This is a genomic window from Streptomyces sp. NPDC048182 (assembly GCF_043202555.1).
In the GTDB taxonomy this organism is placed as follows: Bacteria; Actinomycetota; Actinomycetes; order Streptomycetales; family Streptomycetaceae; genus Streptomyces.
The window spans coordinates 538,740-559,677 of record NZ_JBIDAQ010000001.1; the positions used below are offsets into that span (position 1 = coordinate 538,740).

General features: G+C 76.0%; 16 protein-coding genes. 10 read left to right on the forward strand and 6 right to left on the reverse strand.

Going from position 1 to position 20,938, the window contains the following annotated elements; translation table 11 throughout:
• The first annotated feature begins 39 nt into the window (after nucleotides 1-39).
• Nucleotides 40-588 carry a MarR family winged helix-turn-helix transcriptional regulator gene (locus ACGFZL_RS02570; protein WP_393688496.1) on the forward strand — a complete coding sequence of 183 codons (549 nt, stop codon included), beginning with the start codon at nucleotides 40-42 and terminating at the stop codon, nucleotides 586-588.
• Between the two features lie 13 nt (nucleotides 589-601).
• On the opposite strand, the gene ACGFZL_RS02575 is transcribed toward ACGFZL_RS02570, so the two are convergent.
• A complete protein-coding gene (locus tag ACGFZL_RS02575; RefSeq protein ID WP_393688498.1) occupies nucleotides 602-2,149 on the reverse strand; it encodes an FAD-dependent monooxygenase in 1,548 nt (515 codons plus the stop codon).
• Nucleotides 2,150-2,251: 102 nt separating this feature from the next.
• Between ACGFZL_RS02575 and ACGFZL_RS02580 the strand changes: the two genes are divergently transcribed.
• On the forward strand, nucleotides 2,252-2,827 hold the full coding sequence (locus ACGFZL_RS02580) for a TetR family transcriptional regulator (RefSeq protein ID WP_393688500.1): 576 nt from the start codon (nucleotides 2,252-2,254) through the stop codon (nucleotides 2,825-2,827).
• Nucleotides 2,828-2,910: 83 nt separating this feature from the next.
• Here ACGFZL_RS02580 and ACGFZL_RS02585 read toward each other — a convergent pair whose 3' ends face one another.
• From ACGFZL_RS02585 to ACGFZL_RS02600, 4 genes are all read right to left on the reverse strand, one after another.
• Entirely contained in the window at nucleotides 2,911-3,192 is a 282-nt protein-coding gene (locus ACGFZL_RS02585; protein WP_355165914.1) for a hypothetical protein, read from the reverse strand.
• Nucleotides 3,193-3,264: 72 nt separating this feature from the next.
• Nucleotides 3,265-5,373 carry a 4-alpha-glucanotransferase gene (malQ, locus tag ACGFZL_RS02590; RefSeq protein ID WP_355165912.1) on the reverse strand — a complete coding sequence of 703 codons (2,109 nt, stop codon included), beginning with the start codon at nucleotides 5,371-5,373 and terminating at the stop codon, nucleotides 3,265-3,267.
• 7 nt (nucleotides 5,374-5,380) lie between these two features.
• Complete coding sequence (locus ACGFZL_RS02595; RefSeq protein ID WP_393688503.1) at nucleotides 5,381-5,689, reverse strand: hypothetical protein; 309 nt, start codon at nucleotides 5,687-5,689, stop codon at nucleotides 5,381-5,383.
• Between the two features lie 137 nt (nucleotides 5,690-5,826).
• Nucleotides 5,827-6,363 carry an HNH endonuclease gene (locus tag ACGFZL_RS02600; protein ID WP_393688505.1) on the reverse strand — a complete coding sequence of 179 codons (537 nt, stop codon included), beginning with the start codon at nucleotides 6,361-6,363 and terminating at the stop codon, nucleotides 5,827-5,829.
• A gap of 316 nt (nucleotides 6,364-6,679) precedes the next feature.
• Between ACGFZL_RS02600 and ACGFZL_RS02605 the strand changes: the two genes are divergently transcribed.
• From ACGFZL_RS02605 to ACGFZL_RS02640, 8 genes are all read left to right on the forward strand, one after another.
• The gene (locus tag ACGFZL_RS02605; protein ID WP_393688507.1) at nucleotides 6,680-7,789 is read left to right on the forward strand and encodes a mechanosensitive ion channel family protein; all 1,110 of its coding nucleotides are present in this window, start codon (nucleotides 6,680-6,682) and stop codon (nucleotides 7,787-7,789) included.
• Nucleotides 7,790-8,363: 574 nt separating this feature from the next.
• Entirely contained in the window at nucleotides 8,364-9,782 is a 1,419-nt protein-coding gene (locus ACGFZL_RS02610; RefSeq protein WP_393688509.1) for a hypothetical protein, read from the forward strand.
• 71 nt (nucleotides 9,783-9,853) lie between these two features.
• On the forward strand, nucleotides 9,854-10,897 hold the full coding sequence (locus ACGFZL_RS02615; RefSeq protein WP_393688671.1) for a glutamate ABC transporter substrate-binding protein: 1,044 nt from the start codon (nucleotides 9,854-9,856) through the stop codon (nucleotides 10,895-10,897).
• A gap of 68 nt (nucleotides 10,898-10,965) precedes the next feature.
• Entirely contained in the window at nucleotides 10,966-12,246 is a 1,281-nt protein-coding gene (locus tag ACGFZL_RS02620; protein ID WP_355165904.1) for a hypothetical protein, read from the forward strand.
• A 19-nt stretch (nucleotides 12,247-12,265) separates the two neighbouring features.
• Nucleotides 12,266-14,893 carry a tetratricopeptide repeat protein gene (locus ACGFZL_RS02625; RefSeq protein WP_393688511.1) on the forward strand — a complete coding sequence of 876 codons (2,628 nt, stop codon included), beginning with the start codon at nucleotides 12,266-12,268 and terminating at the stop codon, nucleotides 14,891-14,893.
• Between the two features lie 3 nt (nucleotides 14,894-14,896).
• Complete coding sequence (locus tag ACGFZL_RS02630; RefSeq protein ID WP_393688513.1) at nucleotides 14,897-16,186, forward strand: PP2C family serine/threonine-protein phosphatase; 1,290 nt, start codon at nucleotides 14,897-14,899, stop codon at nucleotides 16,184-16,186.
• A 98-nt stretch (nucleotides 16,187-16,284) separates the two neighbouring features.
• Nucleotides 16,285-17,631 carry a VWA domain-containing protein gene (locus ACGFZL_RS02635; protein WP_393688515.1) on the forward strand — a complete coding sequence of 449 codons (1,347 nt, stop codon included), beginning with the start codon at nucleotides 16,285-16,287 and terminating at the stop codon, nucleotides 17,629-17,631.
• Nucleotides 17,632-17,659: 28 nt separating this feature from the next.
• Entirely contained in the window at nucleotides 17,660-19,945 is a 2,286-nt protein-coding gene (locus ACGFZL_RS02640) for an FHA domain-containing protein (RefSeq protein ID WP_393688517.1), read from the forward strand.
• Here ACGFZL_RS02640 and ACGFZL_RS02645 read toward each other — a convergent pair.
• Nucleotides 19,926-20,918, reverse strand: a complete 993-nt coding sequence (locus ACGFZL_RS02645) for a methyltransferase domain-containing protein (protein WP_393688519.1) — start codon at nucleotides 20,916-20,918, stop codon at nucleotides 19,926-19,928. The two genes, ACGFZL_RS02640 and ACGFZL_RS02645, sit on opposite strands and share 20 nt — an antisense overlap.
• Nucleotides 20,919-20,938 lie beyond the last annotated feature (20 nt).

Below are 20,938 nucleotides of genomic sequence, written 5' to 3' on the forward strand. Positions count from 1 at the left end.
TTTCTTGCGGCCGACCGATGCCCGGCCGATACTCGTGCCATGACTGAGCGCCCCGCAGCGAGCCCGCCCGCCCCCGCCCCGGCCCCGGCCGACCCGGTCGACGCGATCATCGGCCAGTGGGCCGCGGTCCGGCCCGACCTCGACACCGCCGCCATGGAGGTCTTCGGCCGGATCTTCCGGCTCTCGCGGGCCATGGGCGACCGGATGGAGCGGGCGTACGCGCGCTACGGCGTCTCACGCGGCGAGTTCGACGTACTGGCCACCCTGCGCCGGGCCGGGGAGCCGTACACCCTCTCCCCCCGGCAGCTCTCGGGCACGCTGATGCTCACCACCGGCGGCATGACCGGCCGCCTGGACAAGCTGGAGCGGGCCGGACTGCTGCGCCGCTCCCCCGACCCGCACGACCGCCGGGGCCTCCAGGTCACCCTCACCGACCGGGGGCGCGAGCTGATCGACGAGGCGGTCGGCGCGGGGCTCGCCGAGCAGACGGCGGCGCTGTCCTCGCTCGACCGCGACCGCGCGGAGGCCCTGGCCGGGCTGCTGCGCGAGCTGCTCGCCGGGACGGGGCGCGAGCAGGGCGCCCCCTAGCGCGGGCCTCGGTTCAGAGGGCAGCCCGGTCGGCCTCGTCGGTCCGGTCGGTCTCGTCGGCCCGGTCCGCCCGGTCGGCCCCCGTGCCGCCCACGTGTGCCGCGATCGCCTCCCGGACGGTCCCCGCCTCCGCGCCGTCCGCCGCCCAGGCGACGTACCCGTCGGGCCGGACCAGCACGGTCGTCCGCCGCCCGTCCGCCCAGTACCGCCGGGCCAGGCGGTCCGGACCGTCCGACGCGGCCGGCGTCCCGGCCGGCGCCTCGCCCGCGGGCCGCGGCGTGACCAGCACGAACCGGCCGCCGCGCAGCGCCTCGTAGAGCCGGCCGCCGTCCGCGAAGGCCACGTCGGGCACGCGGGTGCCGGTCAGCCGGTGGCTGCCCCGGGGCGCGGGGTAGCGGTAGCCGACGCCGGTGACCTGGCCGACCGCCCGCCGCCGGGCGGGGCCGACGTGGCTGAGGAGCGTGGTGGCCACCGCCCGCAGCGCCAGCGTCCAGGGGCGCCGCGCCATCGCGAGCCGCACGATGCCGCCGCTGCTGCGCAGCACCGACCTGCCGACCGGGTGCCGCTCGGCCTGGTAGCTGTCGAGGAGGCCGGCGTCGGCCGTGCCGTGCAGGACGGCGGCCAGCTTCCAGCCGAGGTTGGCCGCGTCCTGGAGGCCGGTGTTCATGCCCTGGCCGCCGGCCGGGGTGTGCACGTGGGCGGCGTCGCCGGCGAGGAAGACCCGCCCCACGCGGTAGGCGGGCGCCTGGCGCTCGTCGCTGTGGAAGCGGGACATCCAGCGGGCGTCGTGCATGCCGAAGTCGCGGCCCAGGGCGCGGCGGGTGATCTCCTTGACCTCCTCCAGGTCCAGGGGCGCGGTGTCGGGGACGTCCCGGTCCTGGTGCCAGCCGATCACCCGGTGGTAGCCGTCGCCGAAGGGTGCCAGGAAGGCGAACGCGTCCCCCGCGGCGTTGACCGTGAGCAGCGTCTCCGGCTCCTCGGCGAGGCGTACGTCGGCGAGGACGACCGAGCGGATGACGGAGCGGCCGGGGAACGGCAGGCCGATCGCCCCGCGGACGACGCTGCACATCCCGTCCGCGCCGACGACGTACGAGGCCCGCAGCGACTCCGGGGCCCCGTCGGCGCCGCGGACGTCGACGGTCACCCCGTCCGCGTCCTGGGTCAGGCCGGTCACCTCGGTCTCGTGGCGGAAGACCACCCCGGCGTCGACCGCGCGCCGCTCCAGCGCCTTCTCGACCTCGTACTGCGGGATGACGAGGACGTGCGGGAAGCGCGAGGGCAGTCCGCCGAGGTCCAGCGTGAGCCGGCCGAAGAGGCGGAGGCGGTCCAGGGGGCGGCCGACCTCCTCCAGGCCGTCGGCCAGGCCGCGCGCGTCGAGCTGCTCCAGGGCGCGGGCGTGCAGGACGAAGGCGCGGGAGAGGTTGCTGATGCGGTGCGGGCGCTTCTCGACCACGGTGACCGGGACGCCCGCGGCGGCGAGATCGCCGGCCAGGAGGAGGCCGGTGGGGCCGGAGCCGACGACGATCACGGGAGCGGGGGTGGCGTTCTTGGTGGCGCTCATCATGGCCTCCTGGCGATGCCAACGGTTGTTTGCCAACGTCCGTTGTCAGAGTAGAGCGCGCCCGCGCACGGAGTCAACGGGTGTTGGCCTACACTTGTAGGCATGCCAGCACGACACCAGGACGGCCCCCGCCGCTCCGACGCCACCCGCGCCGCGATCCTCCGCGCCGCCCGCGAGCGGTTCGCCGCCGACGGGTACGACCGCGCCACCATCCGCGCCGTCGCCCGGGACGCCGCCATCGACCCGTCGATGGTGATGCGGTACTTCGGCTCGAAGGAGGGCCTCTTCGCGGCGGCCGTCGCCGTGGACCTGGCGCTGCCCGACCTCTCCGCCCTGCCGCGCGACGACATCGGGCGGGCCGTGGTGACGCACTTCCTCTCCCTGTGGGAGGGGAACGAGGCGCTGACGGCCCTGCTCCGGGTCGGGGTCACCGGCCAGGCCGGGGCCGAGCGGATGCGGGGCGTCTTCCGCGACCAACTGCTGCCGATCGCCCGGCAGGTGTGCCCCGATCCGGAGCAGTCCGCCACCCGGGCGGCGCTCGCCGCCACCCAGCTCCTGGGGCTGGCGCTCACCCGGTACGTCATCGGCTTCCCACCGGCCGTGTCGCTCCCCCGCGAGGAGATCGTGGCCTGGCTCGCACCCACGCTCCAGCGCTACCTCACCGCGCCACACCCCTGAGAAACACGACGAGGGCGCCGGCTCCCGCACCGTACGGGTGCGGGAGCCGGCGCCCTCGGGTGGAGCGCTGGGCGGAGGTGCCGTCAGACCTTGGCGTCGGCCTCGGGCTTGACGTTCACGTTGCGGGAGGTCACCCGGTGCTTCTCCTGGGAGCGGTCCAGGACCAGGACCAGGCCCGCGATGGCCGCGAAGGCGGCGAGCGGGATGAGGACGTAGAGGCCCAGCGTCTGGACGACGCTCAGGCCCGTGCCGGGGTCGTCGCCGTCGTCGCGGGTCAGCGCGAGCGCCGGGGACGTCATGAGCAGCATCATCAGCGTCGTACCGGCTGCCAGGGCGCCGGCGCGCAGGGCGTTCTTCTTGTCCACGGTGCCAAGTTAGCGAACGCCCGGAGCGGGCGCGCGCCCGGGGTGCCGTACGGGACCCCGGGCGGGCGCCGGTCAGGCCGGCGGGCCGGTGCGCACGGCGTCGATCAGGGCCCGCACCCGGGGTGCGGCGGCCAGCTCCTCCAGGGTGACGGGCCGGCCCCGGGCGTCGGCGATGGGCAGGCGCCAGTTCGGGTACTGGTCCCAGGTGCCGGGGAGGTTCTGCGGGCGGCGGTCGCCGACGGTGTCGGGGAGCCAGATGCCGGTCAGCCGGGCGGGGGTGCGCAGCAGGAAGCGGTGGACGGCCTGGATCTCGGCCTCCTCCGCCTGCTCGGCGGTGCCGGCGGGGTGGTCCGGTGCCGCGAGCAGGCCGAGGCGGTCCAGGAACGCCAGCCACTCCTTCGTGTCCGCCGCCGCCTCCGCCCGCTCGACGTCCAGCGGGCGGGTGAGCAGCCCGAGGCTGTCCCGCAGGGTGACGTGCTCGCCGGTGAGGCGGGCCGCGGTGGAGGGCAGGTCGTGGGTGGTGGCGGTGGCCAGGCAGTCGGCGCGCCAGCGCTCGGGCGGCAGCGGGGCGCCGTCGCCGGTCCAGTCCCGTTCGAACCACAGCACCGAGGTGCCGAGCACCCCGCGCTCGCGCAGCGCCTCGCGCACGCCGGGCTCGACGGTGCCGAGGTCCTCGCCGATCACCAGGGCGCCGGCCCGGGACGCCTCCAGGACGAGGACCGCGAGCATCGCGTCGGCGTCGTAGTGGACGTAGGTGCCCTCGGTGGGCGGATGGCCCTCGGGGACCCACCAGAGCCGGAACAGGCCCATGACGTGGTCGATGCGCAGCGCCCCGGCGTAGTGGAAGAGGGCGCGCAGCAGCCGCCGGAAGGGCGCGTACCCCGACTCGGCGAGGCGGTCCGGGCGCCAGGGCGGCAGGCCCCAGTCCTGGCCGAGGGCGTTGAAGGCGTCGGGGGGCGCGCCCACCGAGATGCCGGCGGCGAAGTACTCCTGCTGCGCCCAGGCGTCGGCGCCCTGCGGGTGCACGCCCACCGCGAGGTCGTGCACCAGGCCGACCGGCATGCCGGCGGCGCGCGCGGCGCGCTGGGCGGCGGCGAGCTGGGTGTCGGTGAGCCAGGCGAGCCGGGCGTGGAAGTCGATCCGCGCGGCCAGCTCGGCGCGGGCCCGGGCGGTCTCGGCGGAGCGGGGGTCGCGCAGGCCCTCGGGCCACAGCCGCCAGTCGGAGCCGTGCACCTCGGCGAGCGCGCACCAGGTGGCGTGGTCGGTGAGGGGGGCGCCCTGCTCGGCGAGGTAGTCGCGGTAGGCGGCGGCGCGGCCGGGCTGGAGGGGCAGTTCGTGCAGCACCTCCAGGGCCGCGCGCTTGGCCTCCCAGACGGCGTCCCGGTCGATCAGCGCGTCCCGCTCCAGGACGTCGGCGCGCAGCCGCGCGCCCCGCTCCAGGAGGGGCGCGAGGCGCTCGCGGTCCTGGGTGTAGGCGTACTCGGGCACGTCCTCGATCCGCAGGTGCACGGGGTCGGGGAAGCGGCGCGAGGAGGGGCGGTACGGGGAGGGGTCGGTCGGGGTGCCGGGCACGGCCGCGTGCAACGGGTTGACCTGCACGAACCCGGCGCCGAGCGTGCGGCCCGCCCAGTCGGCCAGCTCACCGAGGTCGCCGAGGTCGCCCATGCCCCAGGAGCGGCGGGAGAGCAGGGAGTAGAGCTGGACGAGGAGGCCGTAGGAGCGGGCGGCGGGGGTGGGCAGCCGGCGCGGGGCGACCACGAGGTGGGCCTCGGCGGCGCGGCCGTCGGGCGCGGTGGCGGTGAGCCGGTGCACGCCGGGCGGGAGGCCTTCGGGGGCGGACCGGGTCTCGCCCTGCTCGGTCTCGATCGTCAGCCGGGTGCCGACGGGCAGCGCGGCCAGGGCGGCCGGCGGGTCGCCGCCGCTCCACTGGACGACCGTGGGCGGCAGCAGACGGGCGCGCAGCTCGGCCTCGCGGGCGGCCAGGGCGCTCCGTACGGCCTCCGGGTCGCCCGCGTCGACGCCGAGGGCGGCCAGGGCGCGGACCACGGCGGTGGCCGAGGCGGGGACCTGCCGGTCCGGGGAGGGGCGGTAGGCGGTGGCGACGCCGTGCAGGGCGGCGAGCCGGGTCAGGTCCTCGGGCAGTGCCTCGGTGGGCGGCTCGGCCGGCCGGGCTGCGGTCATCTACGACCTACCTCGTCGGTTCCGGGTCGGGTACGGCGAAGGAGGGGCCGCCCTGCTCGGGCACGTCGGCCGTCAGCTCGGGCGAGGACTCGCTGGTCAGCGGCACGGCGTCGGCGAACGGGGACTCGCTGGTCAGCGGCTCGGTGTCGGGCAGCGGCGGCTCGCTGGTGAGCGGGGCCTCGGCGGTCGCGCCGCCGGCCTTGAAGACGATGTAGTGCGGGGTCTCGGGTACGGCGGACACCGCCGCCCGGGGTCCGGACGGGTCCGCCGGACGTTTGGACTGGGCGGGCAGCAGCAGGGGTGCCGTCATGGCCACGGGTGCCTCCTTCGGTAGGGCGTGCGGGCGACGCGCGCTCGACGCGTCACGGCAGCCCTACCCAGTCGGCGCGCGGACAGACGCGTCGGGCGGGATTACGTGGCCCTGTTCACACCGGGCGCCGGCCGGCGCGGCGGTCAGGCCGACACCCCGTCGATCCGCTCCAGCGCGTCCTGGGCGCCGTACGGCTGGAGGTAGGGCAGCCACCGCGGGTCGCGGTGGCCGGTGCCGATGATCCGCCAGGCGAGGCCGGTGGGCGGGGCCGGCTTGTGGCGCAGGCGCCAGCCGATCTCGCCGAGGTGGCGGTCGGCCTTGACGTGGTTGCAGCGGCGGCAGGAGGCGACCACGTTGTCCCAGACGTGCTGGCCGCCGCGGCTGCGCGGCACGACGTGGTCGACGCTGGTGGCGACCCCGCCGCAGTACATGCAGCGGCCGCCGTCGCGGGCGAAGAGCGCCCGCCGGGTCAGGGGGACGGGGCCGCGGTACGGCACCCGCACGAATCGCTTGAGCCGGACCACGCTGGGTGCGGGCACGGTGACGGTCGCGCTGTGCAGTAGGGCACCGGTCTCCTCGAGGCAGACGGCCTTGTTCTCGAGGACGAGGACCAGCGCGCGGCGGAGCGGTACGACGCCGAGCGGCTCGTACGACGCGTTGAGGACCAGGACATGCGGCACGGAGGCCTCCTTGTACGCCGGCGGCGCGTGGCTCGCGCCGGGACGATCCGTCCTCAGTCTCCCCTCATGGCCCGAGGAAGCGCCACCATGTCCGCGTAACGGGCCGGGAGTGTTTTCGACCACATCGGCCGCCCGTGCCCGACGCTGACCAGTCGCGGCGCGGGTGGCGGGGGCCCGGGCGCGGCGTTCGCGCCGATCGGGTGCGGGTGCCCCGTTAGTGTGGTGGTTCCGCCCGTCCGGCGACGCCCGCGTCCCGTGACCCCCCGGCCGTCGCGCCGCGCGTGGGGACGGGCCGCCGCACCTGGAGGTATCCGCCGTGTCGTCCCCGTCCGCCGCCGCACCCGCGTCCGCCGGTCCCGTGCCGTCGCCGTCGCCGTCCCCGACGGGTCCCGCGGTGCCCTCGCTCCAGGACGCCCAGGAGCACGCGACCAACGCGGCGAGCTGGGTGGAGCAGAACTGGTCGACGTGGCTGGCCATCGGGCTGCGCGTGGTGCTGATCCTGCTCATAGCGGCGGTGCTGCGGGTGCTGGTGCGGCGGGCGATCACCAAGCTGATCGACCGGATGAGCCGTACCGGCGGGGCCGTGGACGGCACGGCGCTGGGCGGGCTGCTCGTCAACGCGGAGCGCCGGCGGCAGCGTTCGCAGGCCATCGGGTCCGTGCTGCGGTCGGTGGCCAGCTTCCTGATCCTCGGGACCGGGGCCCTGATGGTGCTGGGCACCTTCCAGATCAACCTCGCCCCGCTGCTGGCGTCCGCGGGGGTGGCGGGCGTGGCGATCGGCTTCGGGGCCCGGAACCTGGTCACCGACTTCCTGTCCGGGGTGTTCATGATCCTGGAGGACCAGTACGGGGTCGGGGACAGCATCGACGCGGGGGTGGCCTCGGGCGAGGTCATCGAGGTCGGGCTGCGGGTGACGAAGCTGCGCGGGGACAGCGGGGAGATCTGGTACGTCCGCAACGGCGAGGTCAAGCGGATCGGGAACCTCTCGCAGGGCTGGTCGACGGCCGGGGTGGACGTGACCGTGCGGGCGGACGAGGACCTGGACAAGGTGAAGGAGACGCTGGACGCGGTCTCCGAGCGGCTCAGCAAGGAAGAGCCGTGGAACGAGATGCTGTGGGGTCCGATCGAGGTGCTCGGGCTGGATTCGGTGCTGCTCGACTCGATGGTGGTGCGGGTCTCGGCGAAGACGATGCCGGGGAAGTCGCTGACCGTGGAGCGGGAGCTGCGGTGGCGGATCAAGCGGGCGTTCGTCGCGGCGGACATCCCGATCGTCGGGGGTGCGACGATCCCGCTCGACGAGACGCCGGCCCCCGACCCGGCGGCGGGGGTGGCGGCGCCGTCCGCGTACGCGAACAGCGCGTCTCCCCAGTCGGTGGCGGCCTCGCCCCTGCTACCGCCGGCCACGGGGCCGAGCACGACGAAGTAGGGCCCGCACTCGACCGACGGCCCGTCGTGGCCGACCGCGCAGTTCCCCGCGCCCCTGAGGCGTGTTGCAGCCCCGCCCGCCTAGCTGCGGGCAGCCGCGCCGCACCCGCCCACCCCTCCCGCGTAGCTGCGGGCAGTCGTGCCGCTGGGGCGGCACGGGTGGGCGCAGCGGCACCCCGCAGCGCCGGGCTGCGCCACGCCCCCCGTAGTGCCGGGTTGCGCCATGATGCCGGGTGCGGGCGCGTCGTGGCTGGTCGCGCAGTTCCCCGCGCCCCTAAGGGCGTGCAGTCACGCCAACTGTCATCGACACCGCCCCGCGCCCCTGAGGGCGTGCAGTCACGCCAGTTGTCAGCGACACCGCCCCGCGCCCCCGAGGGCGTGCAGTCACGCCAGTTGTGATCGACACCGCCCCGTACCCCTTGGGTGCGTGCACCCGCCCCCTCGCCGGAAGGGAACCGGCCCGCCCCGCGGGACGTGTTCATGGGCAGGGGTGGATCAAGATCGGGCAAGGGCGGTGCGGGCGTGGGCTCCGGCAGGGATACTGGGCGCGACGGATGACCAGGGGGAGGTCGGCAGTGGCTCAACCGCCGAGGAGCGGCACGGCGCCGGCGCCGCCGACGACGCTGCCCGCCCAGCGCACGGGCGAGCAGCGCGAACCGGCACCACCCCCCGCCCAACACCGCCGCACCGCCTTCGCCGAGGGCGTCGACCGGCTGCGGGCCGCCGCCACCACCGAACCCGGCCGACTGCGCGTCATCGGCGCCCTGCTCGCCCTCCTCGTCGTCGCGTTCGGCGCCGTCACCGCCTGGCAGATGAGCGAACGCGCCGCCGCGGCCGACGACGTGCTGACCCGCAGCCAGCCCCTCAGCTCCGACGCCGCCGACATCTACCGCTCCCTCGCCGACGCCAACACCGCCGCCTCCAGCGGGTTCCTGGCCGGCGGGCAGGAGACGGAGGCGTCGCGGACGCGGTACGAGAAGGGGATCCGCACCGCCGCCGAGGGGCTGGTGACCGCCGCCGCCAACTCCGACCCGGACTCGCCGTCCCAGGCGACCGTGACCGAACTGTCCCGGCTGCTCCCGGAGTACAAGGGCCTCATCGAGCGCGCCCGCACCTACAACCGCCAGGGCTTCCCGGTCGGCGGCGCCTACCTGCGCTACGCCAACGAGAAGATGCAGCAGGAGATGCTCCCGGCCGCCGAGGACCTGTACCAGCGGGAGAACCGGCGCCTCGACGACGACTACGGCGACGCCGAGCCCTACCCCTGGGCCGCCCTCGTCCTCGGCCTCCTCGCGCTCGCCGCCCTCGGCTGGGCGCAGGTCCGCACCTACCGGCGCACCCACCGCGTCCTCAACCACGGCCTGGTCGGCGCGAGCGCCGCCACCCTCGTCGTACTGCTCTGGCTCGTCGTCGGCCACACCCTCGCGCGCTCCGGGCTGGGCGACTCCTACGACCACGGCGTACGCTCCCTGAACGCGCTGCACGAGGCCCGTATCGCCTCCCTCAAGGCCCGCGGCAACGAGAACCTCACCCTGGTGGCCCGCGGCGCGGAGACGAAGAAGGTGGGCGAAGAGACGTACGACGCCTACGACTTCGACTTCGGGAAGAACATGGGGGCCCTCAACGCCGGACTCGCCCAGGCGCGGGAACTCGCCGACGACGACGCCGGGCGGGCGCCGGTCGCGAAGGCCGGGGACGGCATGGCGGAGTGGAAGAGGCGCCACACCTCCGCCCGTGCGCAGGACGAGAACGGCAACTACCAGCAGGCGCTGCAGATGGTGATCGGCGGCAAGGGCGCCACCGAGGAGTGCTTCGACAACGTCGACGCCTCCCTGGCCACCGCCCTGAAGCATGAAGAGGCCGAGTTCGAGCAGGCGGCGGGCGACGGCAAGGACGCGATGGACGGCCTGCCGGCGGGCGCCGCCGTCCTCGCCGTCCTCGGCGCCGCCGCCGCGCTGCTCGGCGTCGGCCGCCGGCTGTCGGAGTACCGGTGAGCGGGCAACAGGCGCCCAGAGCGCGGGAGTCGGGACGGGAAGGAACCGCCGTGGCGGGACGAGGCGTGCGGATGCGGGCCCGGGGGCCCCGGGCCGGCCTGCGCGGCTGGGGCGGGGTCGGCGCGATGGCGGTCGCCTGCGCGCTCGCGGTGCTGTTCGCCCTGCTCCTGCCGGCGCTCCGGTCGCACGGCGCGGACGGCGCCGCCACGGCGGGGACCGCGCTCGCGCACGGCAGCCAGGTCCGCGCCGACGAGGAGTGCCGGGACCCGGAGAAGCAGACCCTGGCTCCCTCCGCCGGCAACGGGCCCACCATCGAGGCGATCCGCGCCCGCCAGGGCGAGAAGCGCAAGCTGGTCGTCGGCGTCGACCAGAACAGCTACCGCTGGGGCTACCGCGACCCCAACAGCGCCGGCGCCGCCGAGCTGGAGGGCTTCGACATCGACCTGGTGCACCGGATCGCCGACGACCTCCTCGGCGACCCGGACGCCGTGCAGTTCAAGGCGATCCCCACCGACCAGCGCATCCCGGCCGTCCAGGACGGCCGGGTCGACATGGTGGTGCGCACCATGACCATCAACTGCGACCGGCTCGCCGACGTCGCCTTCTCCGCGCCCTACTTCCGCACCGGGCAGCAGGTGCTGGCGCCGAAGGACTCCCCGGTCACGGGGTACGACGGCACCCTCGCCGGACGCCGGATCTGCACGGCCACCGGCTCCACCGCCTTCAGCACCCTGGAGCAGGACCGCGCGGACGGCAAGCTGCCCGCCACCACCGACCTGCGCACCACCGTGCCCAACCAGCTGGACTGCCTGGTGCGGCTCCAGCTCGGGGAGGTGGACGCGGTGGTCACCGACGGCGCGCTGGCCGCCAGCCAGGCCGCGCAGGACCCCACGGTGCAGCTGAAGGGCGACCCCTTCACCACCGAGTACTACGGCGTCGCGATGAAGAAGGACGCCGGCGACCTGGTCCGCCGGGTCAACAAGATCCTGGTGGCGTACCGCGCCGACCGCTCCGACGGCTGGCAGGCGTCGTACGACCGCTGGCTGTCCGCCACCCTGGGCGCGGACGCCGCGCCGTCGCGCCCACCGGCCCCGGAGTACCTGCGCAAGAGCTGACCGCACGAGTACACCGCACAAGTACACCGCACGAGTTGACCGAAGTCCGCTGACGCGAGAGGTGATCGATGGGCGACCCGGGACCCGCCGGGCCGGTCCTTGACCGGGACGAGGTGGACCGTGCGCTGGCGCGGCTCGGCGCGGAGCACGAGGCCATCGAGACCTCGCTGCTCGCCCTCCAGGACCACGCGGGCCGCCGGCTCCTCGAAGGCGCCGAGCTGACCGGTGTCACCGCCGGACGCTGGGGCGTCACCGAGGCGTCGATCACGCAGCTGTGGACCTGCTTCGACGCCTACGCGGACGCGCTCCGCTCGGCCCGGGAGATCCGGTCCCGGCGCCGCTGGTCCAGCCGCGAGGACCTGGCCGAGCTGACCGAGCTGCTGCGCGGCGAGGCGGTCACCCTGCCCGGCGAGGGCGGCCGGCTCAGCGAGACGTACTCGCTGGCGGCGCTGGTGGAGCGGATGAACGAGCTGTACGCCGGCTCGCTCGACATGGTGGTCGCCGCCGACGCGGTCTGGTCGGCGCTGCCCGCCCGGATAGACCTGCTCGCCGCCGAACTGCACCGCACCCGGCGCCTCGCGCACTCCGTGGGCGTCCGCCCCGGCGAGCACCCTTCCGGCGACGACCTGGAGGGCATCACCCGGTCCCTGACCGAGCTGCGCGAGCGGGTGGTCTCCGACCCGCTGGCCTTCTGGCTGCCCGCGGAGGGCAGTTCGGCGCCGGGCGGAGGCCGGCCCGACACCGCCGTCTACGACCGGGAGGCGCGGGCCCTGGAGGAGGTGCGGCGCGAGATCGACGCGGTCCTCGCGGTGCGCCAGGACGCCGAGCAGCGCATCGTGCGCCTCCGCGACGTGCTCTCGCGCGCCGACCGCACCCTGGCCGAGGCCCGCACGGCGCGCGGCGAGGTGCTCGCGAAGATCGCCGCGACGGAGGTGCCGAAGGTCAGCGGCCCGCCGACCGCGCTCCAGGAGCAGCTCGCGGCCGCCGCCGAGTACCGCAGGCACGCCCAGTGGCACCGGCTCTCGCCGCTCCTGGAGTCGCTGGAGGAGAAGGCCGAGGACGAGCTGCTGCGGGCCCGCGAGTCGCTGAGCGCGGTCACCGCGCCGCTCGCGGTCCGCGCCGAGCTGCGCGGCCGGCTCGACGCGTACAAGGCGAAGGTGGCCCGGCTCGGGTACGCGGAGGACCCGGAGCTGACCGAGAAGTACGAGAAGGCCCGCCGCATGCTGTGGAGCGCCCCCTGCGACCTGCGCGTCGCGGAGCAGGCGGTGCTGCGCTACCAGCACGCGGCGGCCGACCTGCTCGGCTCCGGACCCGGCGGTCCGGCGGACCGGAGGGGGCCGGGGGCGTGAACGAGGACGGGGAAGCGGCATGAGCGAGGCGGAGCGGACGTGCCAGCGTCCCGGCTGCGACGGCACGTACGAGGACATGGGCGGCGGGGAGCTGTACTGCGACACCTGCGGCCTGGCGCCGGTCGTGTCGCAGTCGGGCGCGGTGGGCTCGGAGCCGACCGGGGTCACCCGCGGCGGGCGGGGCTCGCGCGGATCACGGGGTTCGCACGGCTCCGGCGGCAGCGGCACCAGCGCCCGCTCGGGGCGCAGTTCGCGTACGTCCTCGCAGTCGTCGAAGTCCCGGCGCTCGGTGTCGGGCCGGCTGTCGCGCTCGGTGTCGGGGCGCGCCACCAGCCGCTCGGTGTCGGTGCGCAGCTCGGGCACGTCGGCCGGCGCCTCGGCGCGCGGGCGGCTCGGGGCCGGCCTGGTCGAGGTGCCGGCGATCCCGCGCCCCGACCCGCGCGCGATGGTCCTGGACAACCCCGAGGTGCCCGAGCGCAAGCGGTTCTGCTCCCGCTCGGACTGCGGGGCGCCGGTCGGCCGGGCGCGCGGGGAGCGGCCGGGCCGCACGGAGGGCTTCTGCACCAAGTGCGGCCACCCGTACTCCTTCGTGCCGAAGCTGAAGGCCGGGGACGTGGTGTACGGGCAGTACGAGGTGGTGGGCTGCCTGGCGCACGGCGGGCTCGGCTGGATCTACCTCGCCATAGACCGGCCGGTCTCCGGGCGCTGGGTGGTCCTCAAGGGGCTGCTCGACACCGGCGACCAGGACGCGATGGCGGCGGCCATCTCCGAGCGGCGCTTCCTGGCGGAGATCGAGCACGCGGGCATCGTGCGGATCTACAACTTCGTGGAGCACCTGGACCGGCGCACCGGCTCCCTGGACGGCTACATCGTCATGGAGTACGTCGGCGGCAAGTCCCTGAAGGAGATCGCCAACGCCCGCCGCACCCGGGAGGGCCGGCGCGACCCGCTGCCGGTGGAGCAGGCGTGCGCCTACGGCATCGAGGCCCTGGAGGCGCTCGGGCACCTGCACAGCCGCAAGCTGCTGTACTGCGACTTCAAGGTCGACAACGCCATCCAGACCGAGGACCAGCTCAAGCTCATCGACATGGGCGCGGTGCGGCGGATGGACGACGAGGAGTCGGCCATCTACGGCACGGTGGGCTACCAGGCGCCCGAGGTCGCCGAGGCCGGCCCGTCGGTCGCCTCCGACCTGTACACGGTCGGCCGCACCCTTGCCGTGCTCACCTTCGACTTCCAGGGCTACACCACCGTCTACGCCGACTCGCTGCCCGACCCGGACACCATAGAGGTGTTCCGGCAGTACGAGTCCTTCTACCGGCTCCTCGTCCGGGCCACCGACCCCGACCCGGACCGCCGGTTCGGCTCCGCGCAGGAGATGGCGGAGCAGCTGACCGGCGTGCTGCGCGAGGTGGTCTCGCTGCAGACAGGGCGGGCCAGGCCCGCGCTGTCCACGCTGTTCGGCCCGGAGGTGCGGGTCACGGACACGGAGCTGTTCCCGCGGCTCGACGGGGAGGTCTCCCGGCTCGGGGTGCGCGCGGTGCGCCGGGGCCGGCGGGGGGTTCCGGTGCCGGCACAGGCCGTGGCGCCGGGCGGTCCCGCTCCCGTCGCCCTGCCGCCCGGCGGCGCGGTGACCGGGGGCGTCGCGCCCGGGCCGGGTGCCGCCTTCGCCGGGGGTGTCCTGGCGGGCGGGGGCCTGGGCCTGGTCAAGGCCGCCGACGCGCCGGCCGGCGCCCTCGCGCTGCCCGTGCCCCGGGTCGACCCGGCCGACCCCAACGCCGGGTTCCTCGCGGGCCTGGTGGCCTCCGCGCCGGGTGAGCTGCTCGCCGCCCTGGACGCCGCGCCGGTGCCGTCGGCGGAGACGCGGCTGCGGCAGTTCCGGGCGCGGCTCGAACTGGGCGACGCGGCGGGCGCGTTGGAGGCCCTCGGCCGTCTGGAGGCCGAGCGGCCCGAGGACTGGCGGGTGGTCTGGTACCGGGGCCTGGCCGCCCTGGTGACCGGCGACCACGAGGGCGCGGCCCTCGCCTTCGACGCCGTCTACGACGCCTTCCCGGGCGAGATCGCGCCCAAGCTGGCGCTCGGGCTGTGCGCGGAGGTGCTCGGCCAGCTCGACAACGCCGGCGAGTACTACCGGCTGGTGTGGTCGGCCGACCCGAGCCATGTCAGCGCCGCGTTCGGGCTCGCCCGGGTGCAGCTGGCGGGTGGGGACCGGGCGGGTGCCGTACGCACGCTCGAGTCGGTGCCGGAGGCGTCGGTGCACTGCACGGCCGCCCGGGTGGCCGCCGTACGGGCGCGGCTGCGGCAGCGCACCGCCGCCGCCGGTGACCTGGCCTTCCTGGAGGACCTGACGGCCGCCTCGCGGCAGGTCGAGGCGCTCGACGGGTACGGCCTTGATCCGGCGCGCCGGGAGCAGTTGTCGGCCGAGGTCCTCGGGTGCGCCCTGGACTGGGTACTCTCCGGGGGCCGGGGTTCCGTCCCTCCCGCCGCCGGAGGACGGACGCTGCTCGGCAGCGGCCTGGACGAACGCGACCTGCGCCTCGGCCTGGAGCGTTCGTACCGCACGCTGGCCCGCCTCGCGCGGGGCGGCGAGGAGAGGATCGACCTGGTGGAACGTGCCAATCGTTACCGCCCCCGAACGTGGGTGTAGTTGATGTCGCAGATGCCCCAGCAGGCAGCCGTGTCCCAGTGCCCGAGCTGCGCGGAGCCCCTCGAGTCGGGCGACCGCTTCTGCGGCGCGTGCGGGTACGACCTGTCGGCCGTGACCGCCGCGCCGGCTCCTCCGCGGCAGGAGGAGGGGGTGGACTGGCCGGCGGCCCGTGACTCCGACGGCGCCGGCCGTCCCGTCCCGGCGCACACGCCGGCCGAGGTGCCGGGCACGGACTCGGGCGGCTCGCCGCTGCCCGCCGCGCCGCGGGAGGCCGCGGACTCGGGTGTGCGCTTCGACCGGGCGCCGCAGGCCGGGGACTACGCCCTCCAGGCACCCGACCCGCGCCAGGCACCGGTGTCGCAGGAGCCCGCCTCGGACGGCCCGGTGTGCGTGGCCTGCCGGGCCGGCCGGGTCGACGACGACGGCTACTGCGAGAACTGCGGGCACGCCCAGCCCCGCGAACGCGACCACATGGAGCGGGAGGTGGGCCCGGTCGCCGCGATCAGCGACCGCGGGCTGCGCCACCACCGCAACGAGGACGCCTTCTCCGTCGCCTGCACCGCGCTGCCCGACGGCGCCCCCGTCACGCTGGCCGTCGTCTGCGACGGCGTGTCCTCCGCGACCCGCCCCGACGACGCCTCGCTCGCCGCGTCCCGCGCGGCCGGCGCCACGCTGCTCGCGGCCCTGCCGCGCGGCACGCACCCGCAGCAGGCCATGCACGAGGCGATCGTCGCCGCCGCGCAGGCCGTCAACGCGCTGGCCGAGGAGCCGGCCACCGCCCGCGAGCACGCCGCCCACCAGAACGCCCCGGCCTGCACGCTGGTGAGCGCCGTGGTCACCGGGGACCTGCTGGTCGTCGGCTGGGTCGGCGACAGCCGGGTCTACTGGGTGCCGCTGGACCGCGCCGCTCCCCCGGCCCGGCTGACCGAGGACGACTCCTGGGCCGCGCAGATGGTCGCCGCCGGGCTGATGGGCGAGGCTGAGGCGTACGCCGACGAGCGCGCCCACGCGATCACCGGCTGGCTCGGCGCCGACGCGTACGAACTGGAGCCGCACACCGCCTCGTTCAAGCCGGACCGCCCCGGCGTGGTCGTGGTCTGCACCGACGGCCTCTGGAACTACGCCGAGTCCGCGGCCGAGATGGCCGCCGTCGTCCCCGAGGACGCCGCCGCGCGTCCGCTGCACGGCGCCCAGGTCCTGGTCGGCCACGCGCTGGACGGCGGGGGCCACGACAACGTAACAGTGGCGCTCCTGCCGTTCCCGGCGGCGCCGCAGGGGGCAGGATCGGCCTGAGGCGTCGATGTCCTGAGGCGTCGCGGACCGCGGGGGCGGTCCGGCACAGCAGCCGTACCCCCACCGCGGTGGGGTCGTGGAGGGGGATGCGATCCGGCATGGCCAATTTCTCGAAGCCGAACGTGCCGCAGTTCTCGGTGGACGTCTACCAGAACGAGTACCTGCCGGAGGGCGGGCGCGAGGTGAACGCCATCGTGACGGTCACCGCGACCGGCGGCGGCACCCTGGGGAGCGCGGTCACCGCGCCCCACCTGTACACCGCCGGGCGGGCGCCGTCCGCGGCGGTGGCGCTGATGGTCGACTGCTCGGGCTCGATGGACTACCCGCCCACCAAGATGCGCAACGCCCGGGACGCGACGGCCGCCGCCGTCGACACCCTGCGCGACGGCGTGCGCTTCGCGGTGATCGCCGGCACCCATGTGGCCAAGGAGGTCTACCCGGGCGACGGGCGGCTCGCGGTCGCCGACGCCACCACCCGGGAGCAGGCCAAGCAGGCGCTGCGCCGGCTGAGCGCGGGCGGCGGCACGGCGATCGGCACCTGGCTGCGCCTCGCCGACCGGCTGCTGTCCAGCGCGGACGTCGCCATCCGGCACGGCATCCTGCTCACCGACGGCCGCAACGAGCACGAGTCGGCGGAGGAGCTGACGGCGGCGCTCGACTCCTGCGCCGGCCGGTTCACCTGCGACGCCCGGGGCGTGGGCACCGACTGGGAGGTGAAAGAGGTCACAGGGATCGCCTCCGCTCTGCTCGGCACCGCCGACATCGTCGCCGACCCCTTGGGGCTGGCCGCGGACTTCACGCGGATGATGGAGACGGCCATGGGCAAGGAGGTCGCGGACGTCGCGCTGCGGCTGTGGACTCCGGTGGGCACCACGGTGAAGTTCGTCAAGCAGGTCGCGCCGACCGTCGAGGAGCTGACCGGCCGGCGCACCGAGGCGGGCCCGCGTGCCGGGGACTACCCGACCGGGTCCTGGGGCGACGAGTCCCGCGACTACCACGTGTGCGTGCAGGTCCCGGCCGCTGACCTGGGGCGGGAGATGCTGGCGGCCCGGGTCACGCTCGTCGTGCCCGAGCCCGACGGCGGCACGCGCAATCTGGGGCCCTCGGGCCTGGTGAAGGCGGTCTGGACCGACGACATGGTCGCCTCCACCTCCATCAACCCCCAGGTCGCCCACTACACCGGGCAGGCCGAACTGGCGCAGGTCATCCAGCAGGGGCTCGACCTCCGCAAAGCGGGCGATTTCGACGGAGCGACGGCCAAACTGGGCCGGGCGGTGCAACTCGCGGGCGCTTCGGGGAACGCGGATACTGCGAAACTGCTTGCGAAGGTGGTGGACGTGGTCGACGCGGCGGAAGGTACTGTGCGACTGAAGGCGAAGGTCGCGGAGGCGGACGAGATGACTCTCGAAACCCGGTCCACCAAGACCGTTCGTGTGAAGAAGTGACACTTCCGCAAGAGGGGGAAGCTCCGACATGCCGACCTGCCCGAACGGACACCAGTCGGGTTCCGACGACTGGTGCGAGGTCTGCGGTCACCGCATGGCCGGTGCCGTGCCTCCTCCTCCGCCGCCCCCGCCGGCCCCGGGCGGCGGCTACGGCTTCCCGCCGCCGGGCGGCCCCGCCGGCGAGCCCCAGCTCTGCCCGCAGTGCCGCACGCCCCGCGAGGGCGGTGCGCCGTTCTGCGAGGAGTGCCGGTGGAACTTCCTGACCAACACGGCGACGTCGTACACCCCGGCCGCACCGCGCCCGCCGGCGCCGCGGTTCCCGCAGGGTGACACGTACGAGTACCAGGGCTCCCGCCCGTCCCAGGTCAACCGGCCCGCGGAACCGATCCCGCCGTTCGGCGACCCGCAGGGCGCGGGGCCTGGCGGCGGTGGGCCGGGGGGCTTCGGCGGACCTGGGGGCCCGGGTGGCCCCGGCGGGCCGAGGGGTTCTGCGGGTCCCGGCGGTCCCGGTGGCTCCGGCGGTCCGGGGGCTCCTGGCGCGGCCGGTGGGCCTGGTGGTCAGGGTGCCTTCGGTGGGCCCGGCGGCCCGGGTGGTCCTGGTGCGCCCGGCGGCCCCGGTGCCTTCGGTGGATCCAGCGGACCGGGTGGCCCTGGCGGTCCCAACGGGCCCTCGGGGCCGGGTGGGCGCGGTGGTCCTGGCGGACCCGGCGCCTTCGGCGGACCCGGCGGACCGGGTGGCCCCGACGGGCCCTCGGGACCGGGCGGTTTCGGCGGTCCCGGTGGTCCGGGCGGGCCCGGTGGCTCCGGTCCCGGTGCCCCGTCAGGCCCTGGTGGACCGGGCACTCACGGCGGTCCCGGCCCCGGCGGGCCGGGCAACTTCGGCGGCCCGGGTGGCTTCGGCGGCGGCGACGGGCCCGGCGGTCCCAACGGGCCCTCGGGACCCGGCGGGCGGGGTGGCTTCCCCGGCCCCGGTGGTCCTGGCGGCACCTCCGCTCCTGGCGGCCCGGGCGGCTTCGGCGGCCCCGGTGGTCCGTCGGGCACGGGCGGCCCTGACACCTTCTCCGGACCTGGTGGGCAAGGCGACTTCGGTAGGCCCGGTGGTCCGGGCAGACCTGCCGACCCCGGTGGCCCCGGTGGCTTCGACGGTTCCGGTCGACCTGGCGGGACCGGTGGGCCTGGCGGCTTCGACGACTCCGGGCGCCCTGGTGGCTCAGGCGGCTTCGGCGGCCCTGGTGGGCCTGGTGGCCCGTCCGGGCCCGGTAGCCCCAACGGCCCCTCCGGCCCCGGCGGGCAGGGTGGCTACGGCGGTCCCGGCGGGCCCGCCGCTCCGAGTGGCCTGAACGGTCCAGGTGGGCCTGGTGGCCCGTCCGGCGCCGGCGGCCCCAACGGTCCCTCGGGCCCCGGCGGCCCGGGAGGCTTCGGCGGACCCGGCGGACCCGGCGGACCGGACGGCTTCGGCGGACCCGGTGGCCCCGGCCGCCCGGACAACTTCGCCGGCCCCGGGGGCCCTGGTGGCCCCGGCGGTCCGAACGGCCCCTCCGGTCCCGGTGACCCGCGCGGGTTCGGCGGGCCCTCCGGTCCGCCGGCGCCGCCCTCCTTCGGGGGCGATCCCGTGCCGCCGCCGCCCGGTCCACAGGGGTACCGGCAGTCGGCCGGGGCGTCGGCCCCGCCCGGGTTCCCCCAGGAGACCGGCCGGCAGCCGGGCGGCTTCGGGGGCGGTGACGACGACTGGGTGATCTCCCCGCCGTCGTCCGCCGACCCCGGCGGTCCGGCGGGCGGTTACGGCTACCCGCAGCCCGGCGGTACGCAGGCCCCGCCGCCCCCGGCCGGCGGCTACGGCTACCCCCAGCCCGGCGGCACCCAGGCCCCCGGCGGTGGCTACGGCTTCCCGCCGCAGGCCCAGCAGCCCGCCACCTGGACGGCGACGATCGGCCCCGACCGCGAGTACTTCATGGCGATGATGCACCGGTCGGGCCCGGAGGCCGCGGGTCTGAACCTGCCGGCGTACTCGCCCGAGCAGCAGCGCACGCTGACCGGCGGCCAGATCACCATCGGCCGGCGGCGGCACTCCACCGGCGACACCCCGGACATCGACCTGGCGGTGCCGCCGGAGGACCCGGGCGTCTCGCACCAGCACGCCATGCTGGTGGAGCAGCCGGACGGCGGCTGGGCGGTCGTGGACCAGAACTCGACCAACGGCACGACGGTCAACGGAGGCGAGGAGCCGATCCAGCCCTTCGTACCGGTCCCGCTCCAGGACGGCGACCGGGTGCACGTCGGCGCCTGGACGACGATCACGGTCCGCCGGAGTTAGCCGGAAACGCCCACGCGTACGGCCCCTCCGGGTCGTCCAGCCACGCCCAGGCCCGTTCGCCCCGCACCGTGACGCCGTAGCGCTCGCGGGGCGGGGCGGACTCGCGTTGCCAGAGGGCGTACGCCTCCTGGGGGTCGAGGGTGCCCTGGGAGAGGGTCAGCAGGAAGCGGAAGAGGTCGTTCTCCCGGGCCCGGCGCGGCACCCCGCCGAGGCCCGGCAGCTCCGGCGTGCCGCGCCCCCCGCCCCGCAGCGGCACGAAGTACGCCGGCGTGTGCAGGAACCGCCCCTCCGCGTGCCCGGCGTCGCGGACGGTGAGGACGGCCAGGCCGGTGGCGAGCGGCGTCAGGATCCGGCCGCCCGGCCGGCACTGGGCGAGCCAGGCGCGCGGCACCTCCGGCAGCGCGCAGGTCGCGATGATCCGGTCGAAGGGGGCGCGCTCGGGCACCCCGCGCGCCCCGTCACCGGTGACGACCACCGGACGGTACCCGGCGGCGGCCAGGTGCCGGGCGGCGGACTCGGTGATCTCCGGGTCCAGGTCGACCGTGGTGACCAGGCCGTCGTCGCCGAGCCGGTGCGCGAGCAGGGCGGCGTTGTAGCCGGTGCCGGCGCCGATCTCCAGGACCCGGTCGCCGTCCGCGACACCCAGCTCGACCAGCATCATCGCCATCAGCGAGGGCTGGCTGCTGGAGGAGAGCAGCTCCCCGTCGCGCAGCCGGGTGGCCAGCGGGGCGTCGGCGTACGCCCCGCGCACCCAGCGGGCGCGGGCGGCGGGGTCGGGTTGCTCGCCCCAGCGGCGCTCGTAGCCGCCGACGACGCCGACGTAGTAGTACGGCACGAACAGGTGGCGCGGCACCGCCCGGAAGGACTCCCGCCACACCGGGTCGGCCGCCCACGCGCCGCTCAGCTCGATCTCCCGGACCAGCTCCGCCCGCGCGGCGGCGGCGAGGTCCGCGACGTCCTCGTACCCGCCCATGCCTCCACGGTACGGCCCCG

What these genes read in the sequence shown, in the direction of transcription:
- ACGFZL_RS02580 (WP_393688500.1), top strand. Translation starts at nt 2,252, where the DNA reads ATGCCAGCACGACACCAGGACGGCCCCCGCCGCTCCGACGCCACCCGC.
- ACGFZL_RS02575 (WP_393688498.1), bottom strand. Translation starts at nt 2,149, where the DNA reads ATGAGCGCCACCAAGAACGCCACCCCCGCTCCCGTGATCGTCGTCGGC.
- ACGFZL_RS02615 (WP_393688671.1), top strand. Translation starts at nt 9,854, where the DNA reads ATGCGGGCCCGGGGGCCCCGGGCCGGCCTGCGCGGCTGGGGCGGGGTC.
- ACGFZL_RS02630 (WP_393688513.1), top strand. Translation starts at nt 14,897, where the DNA reads ATGTCGCAGATGCCCCAGCAGGCAGCCGTGTCCCAGTGCCCGAGCTGC.
- ACGFZL_RS02570 (WP_393688496.1), top strand. Translation starts at nt 40, where the DNA reads ATGACTGAGCGCCCCGCAGCGAGCCCGCCCGCCCCCGCCCCGGCCCCG.
- ACGFZL_RS02620 (WP_355165904.1), top strand. Translation starts at nt 10,966, where the DNA reads ATGGGCGACCCGGGACCCGCCGGGCCGGTCCTTGACCGGGACGAGGTG.
- ACGFZL_RS02635 (WP_393688515.1), top strand. Translation starts at nt 16,285, where the DNA reads ATGGCCAATTTCTCGAAGCCGAACGTGCCGCAGTTCTCGGTGGACGTC.
- malQ (WP_355165912.1), bottom strand. Translation starts at nt 5,373, where the DNA reads ATGACCGCAGCCCGGCCGGCCGAGCCGCCCACCGAGGCACTGCCCGAG.
- ACGFZL_RS02645 (WP_393688519.1), bottom strand. Translation starts at nt 20,918, where the DNA reads ATGGGCGGGTACGAGGACGTCGCGGACCTCGCCGCCGCCGCGCGGGCG.
- ACGFZL_RS02625 (WP_393688511.1), top strand. Translation starts at nt 12,266, where the DNA reads ATGAGCGAGGCGGAGCGGACGTGCCAGCGTCCCGGCTGCGACGGCACG.
- ACGFZL_RS02640 (WP_393688517.1), top strand. Translation starts at nt 17,660, where the DNA reads ATGCCGACCTGCCCGAACGGACACCAGTCGGGTTCCGACGACTGGTGC.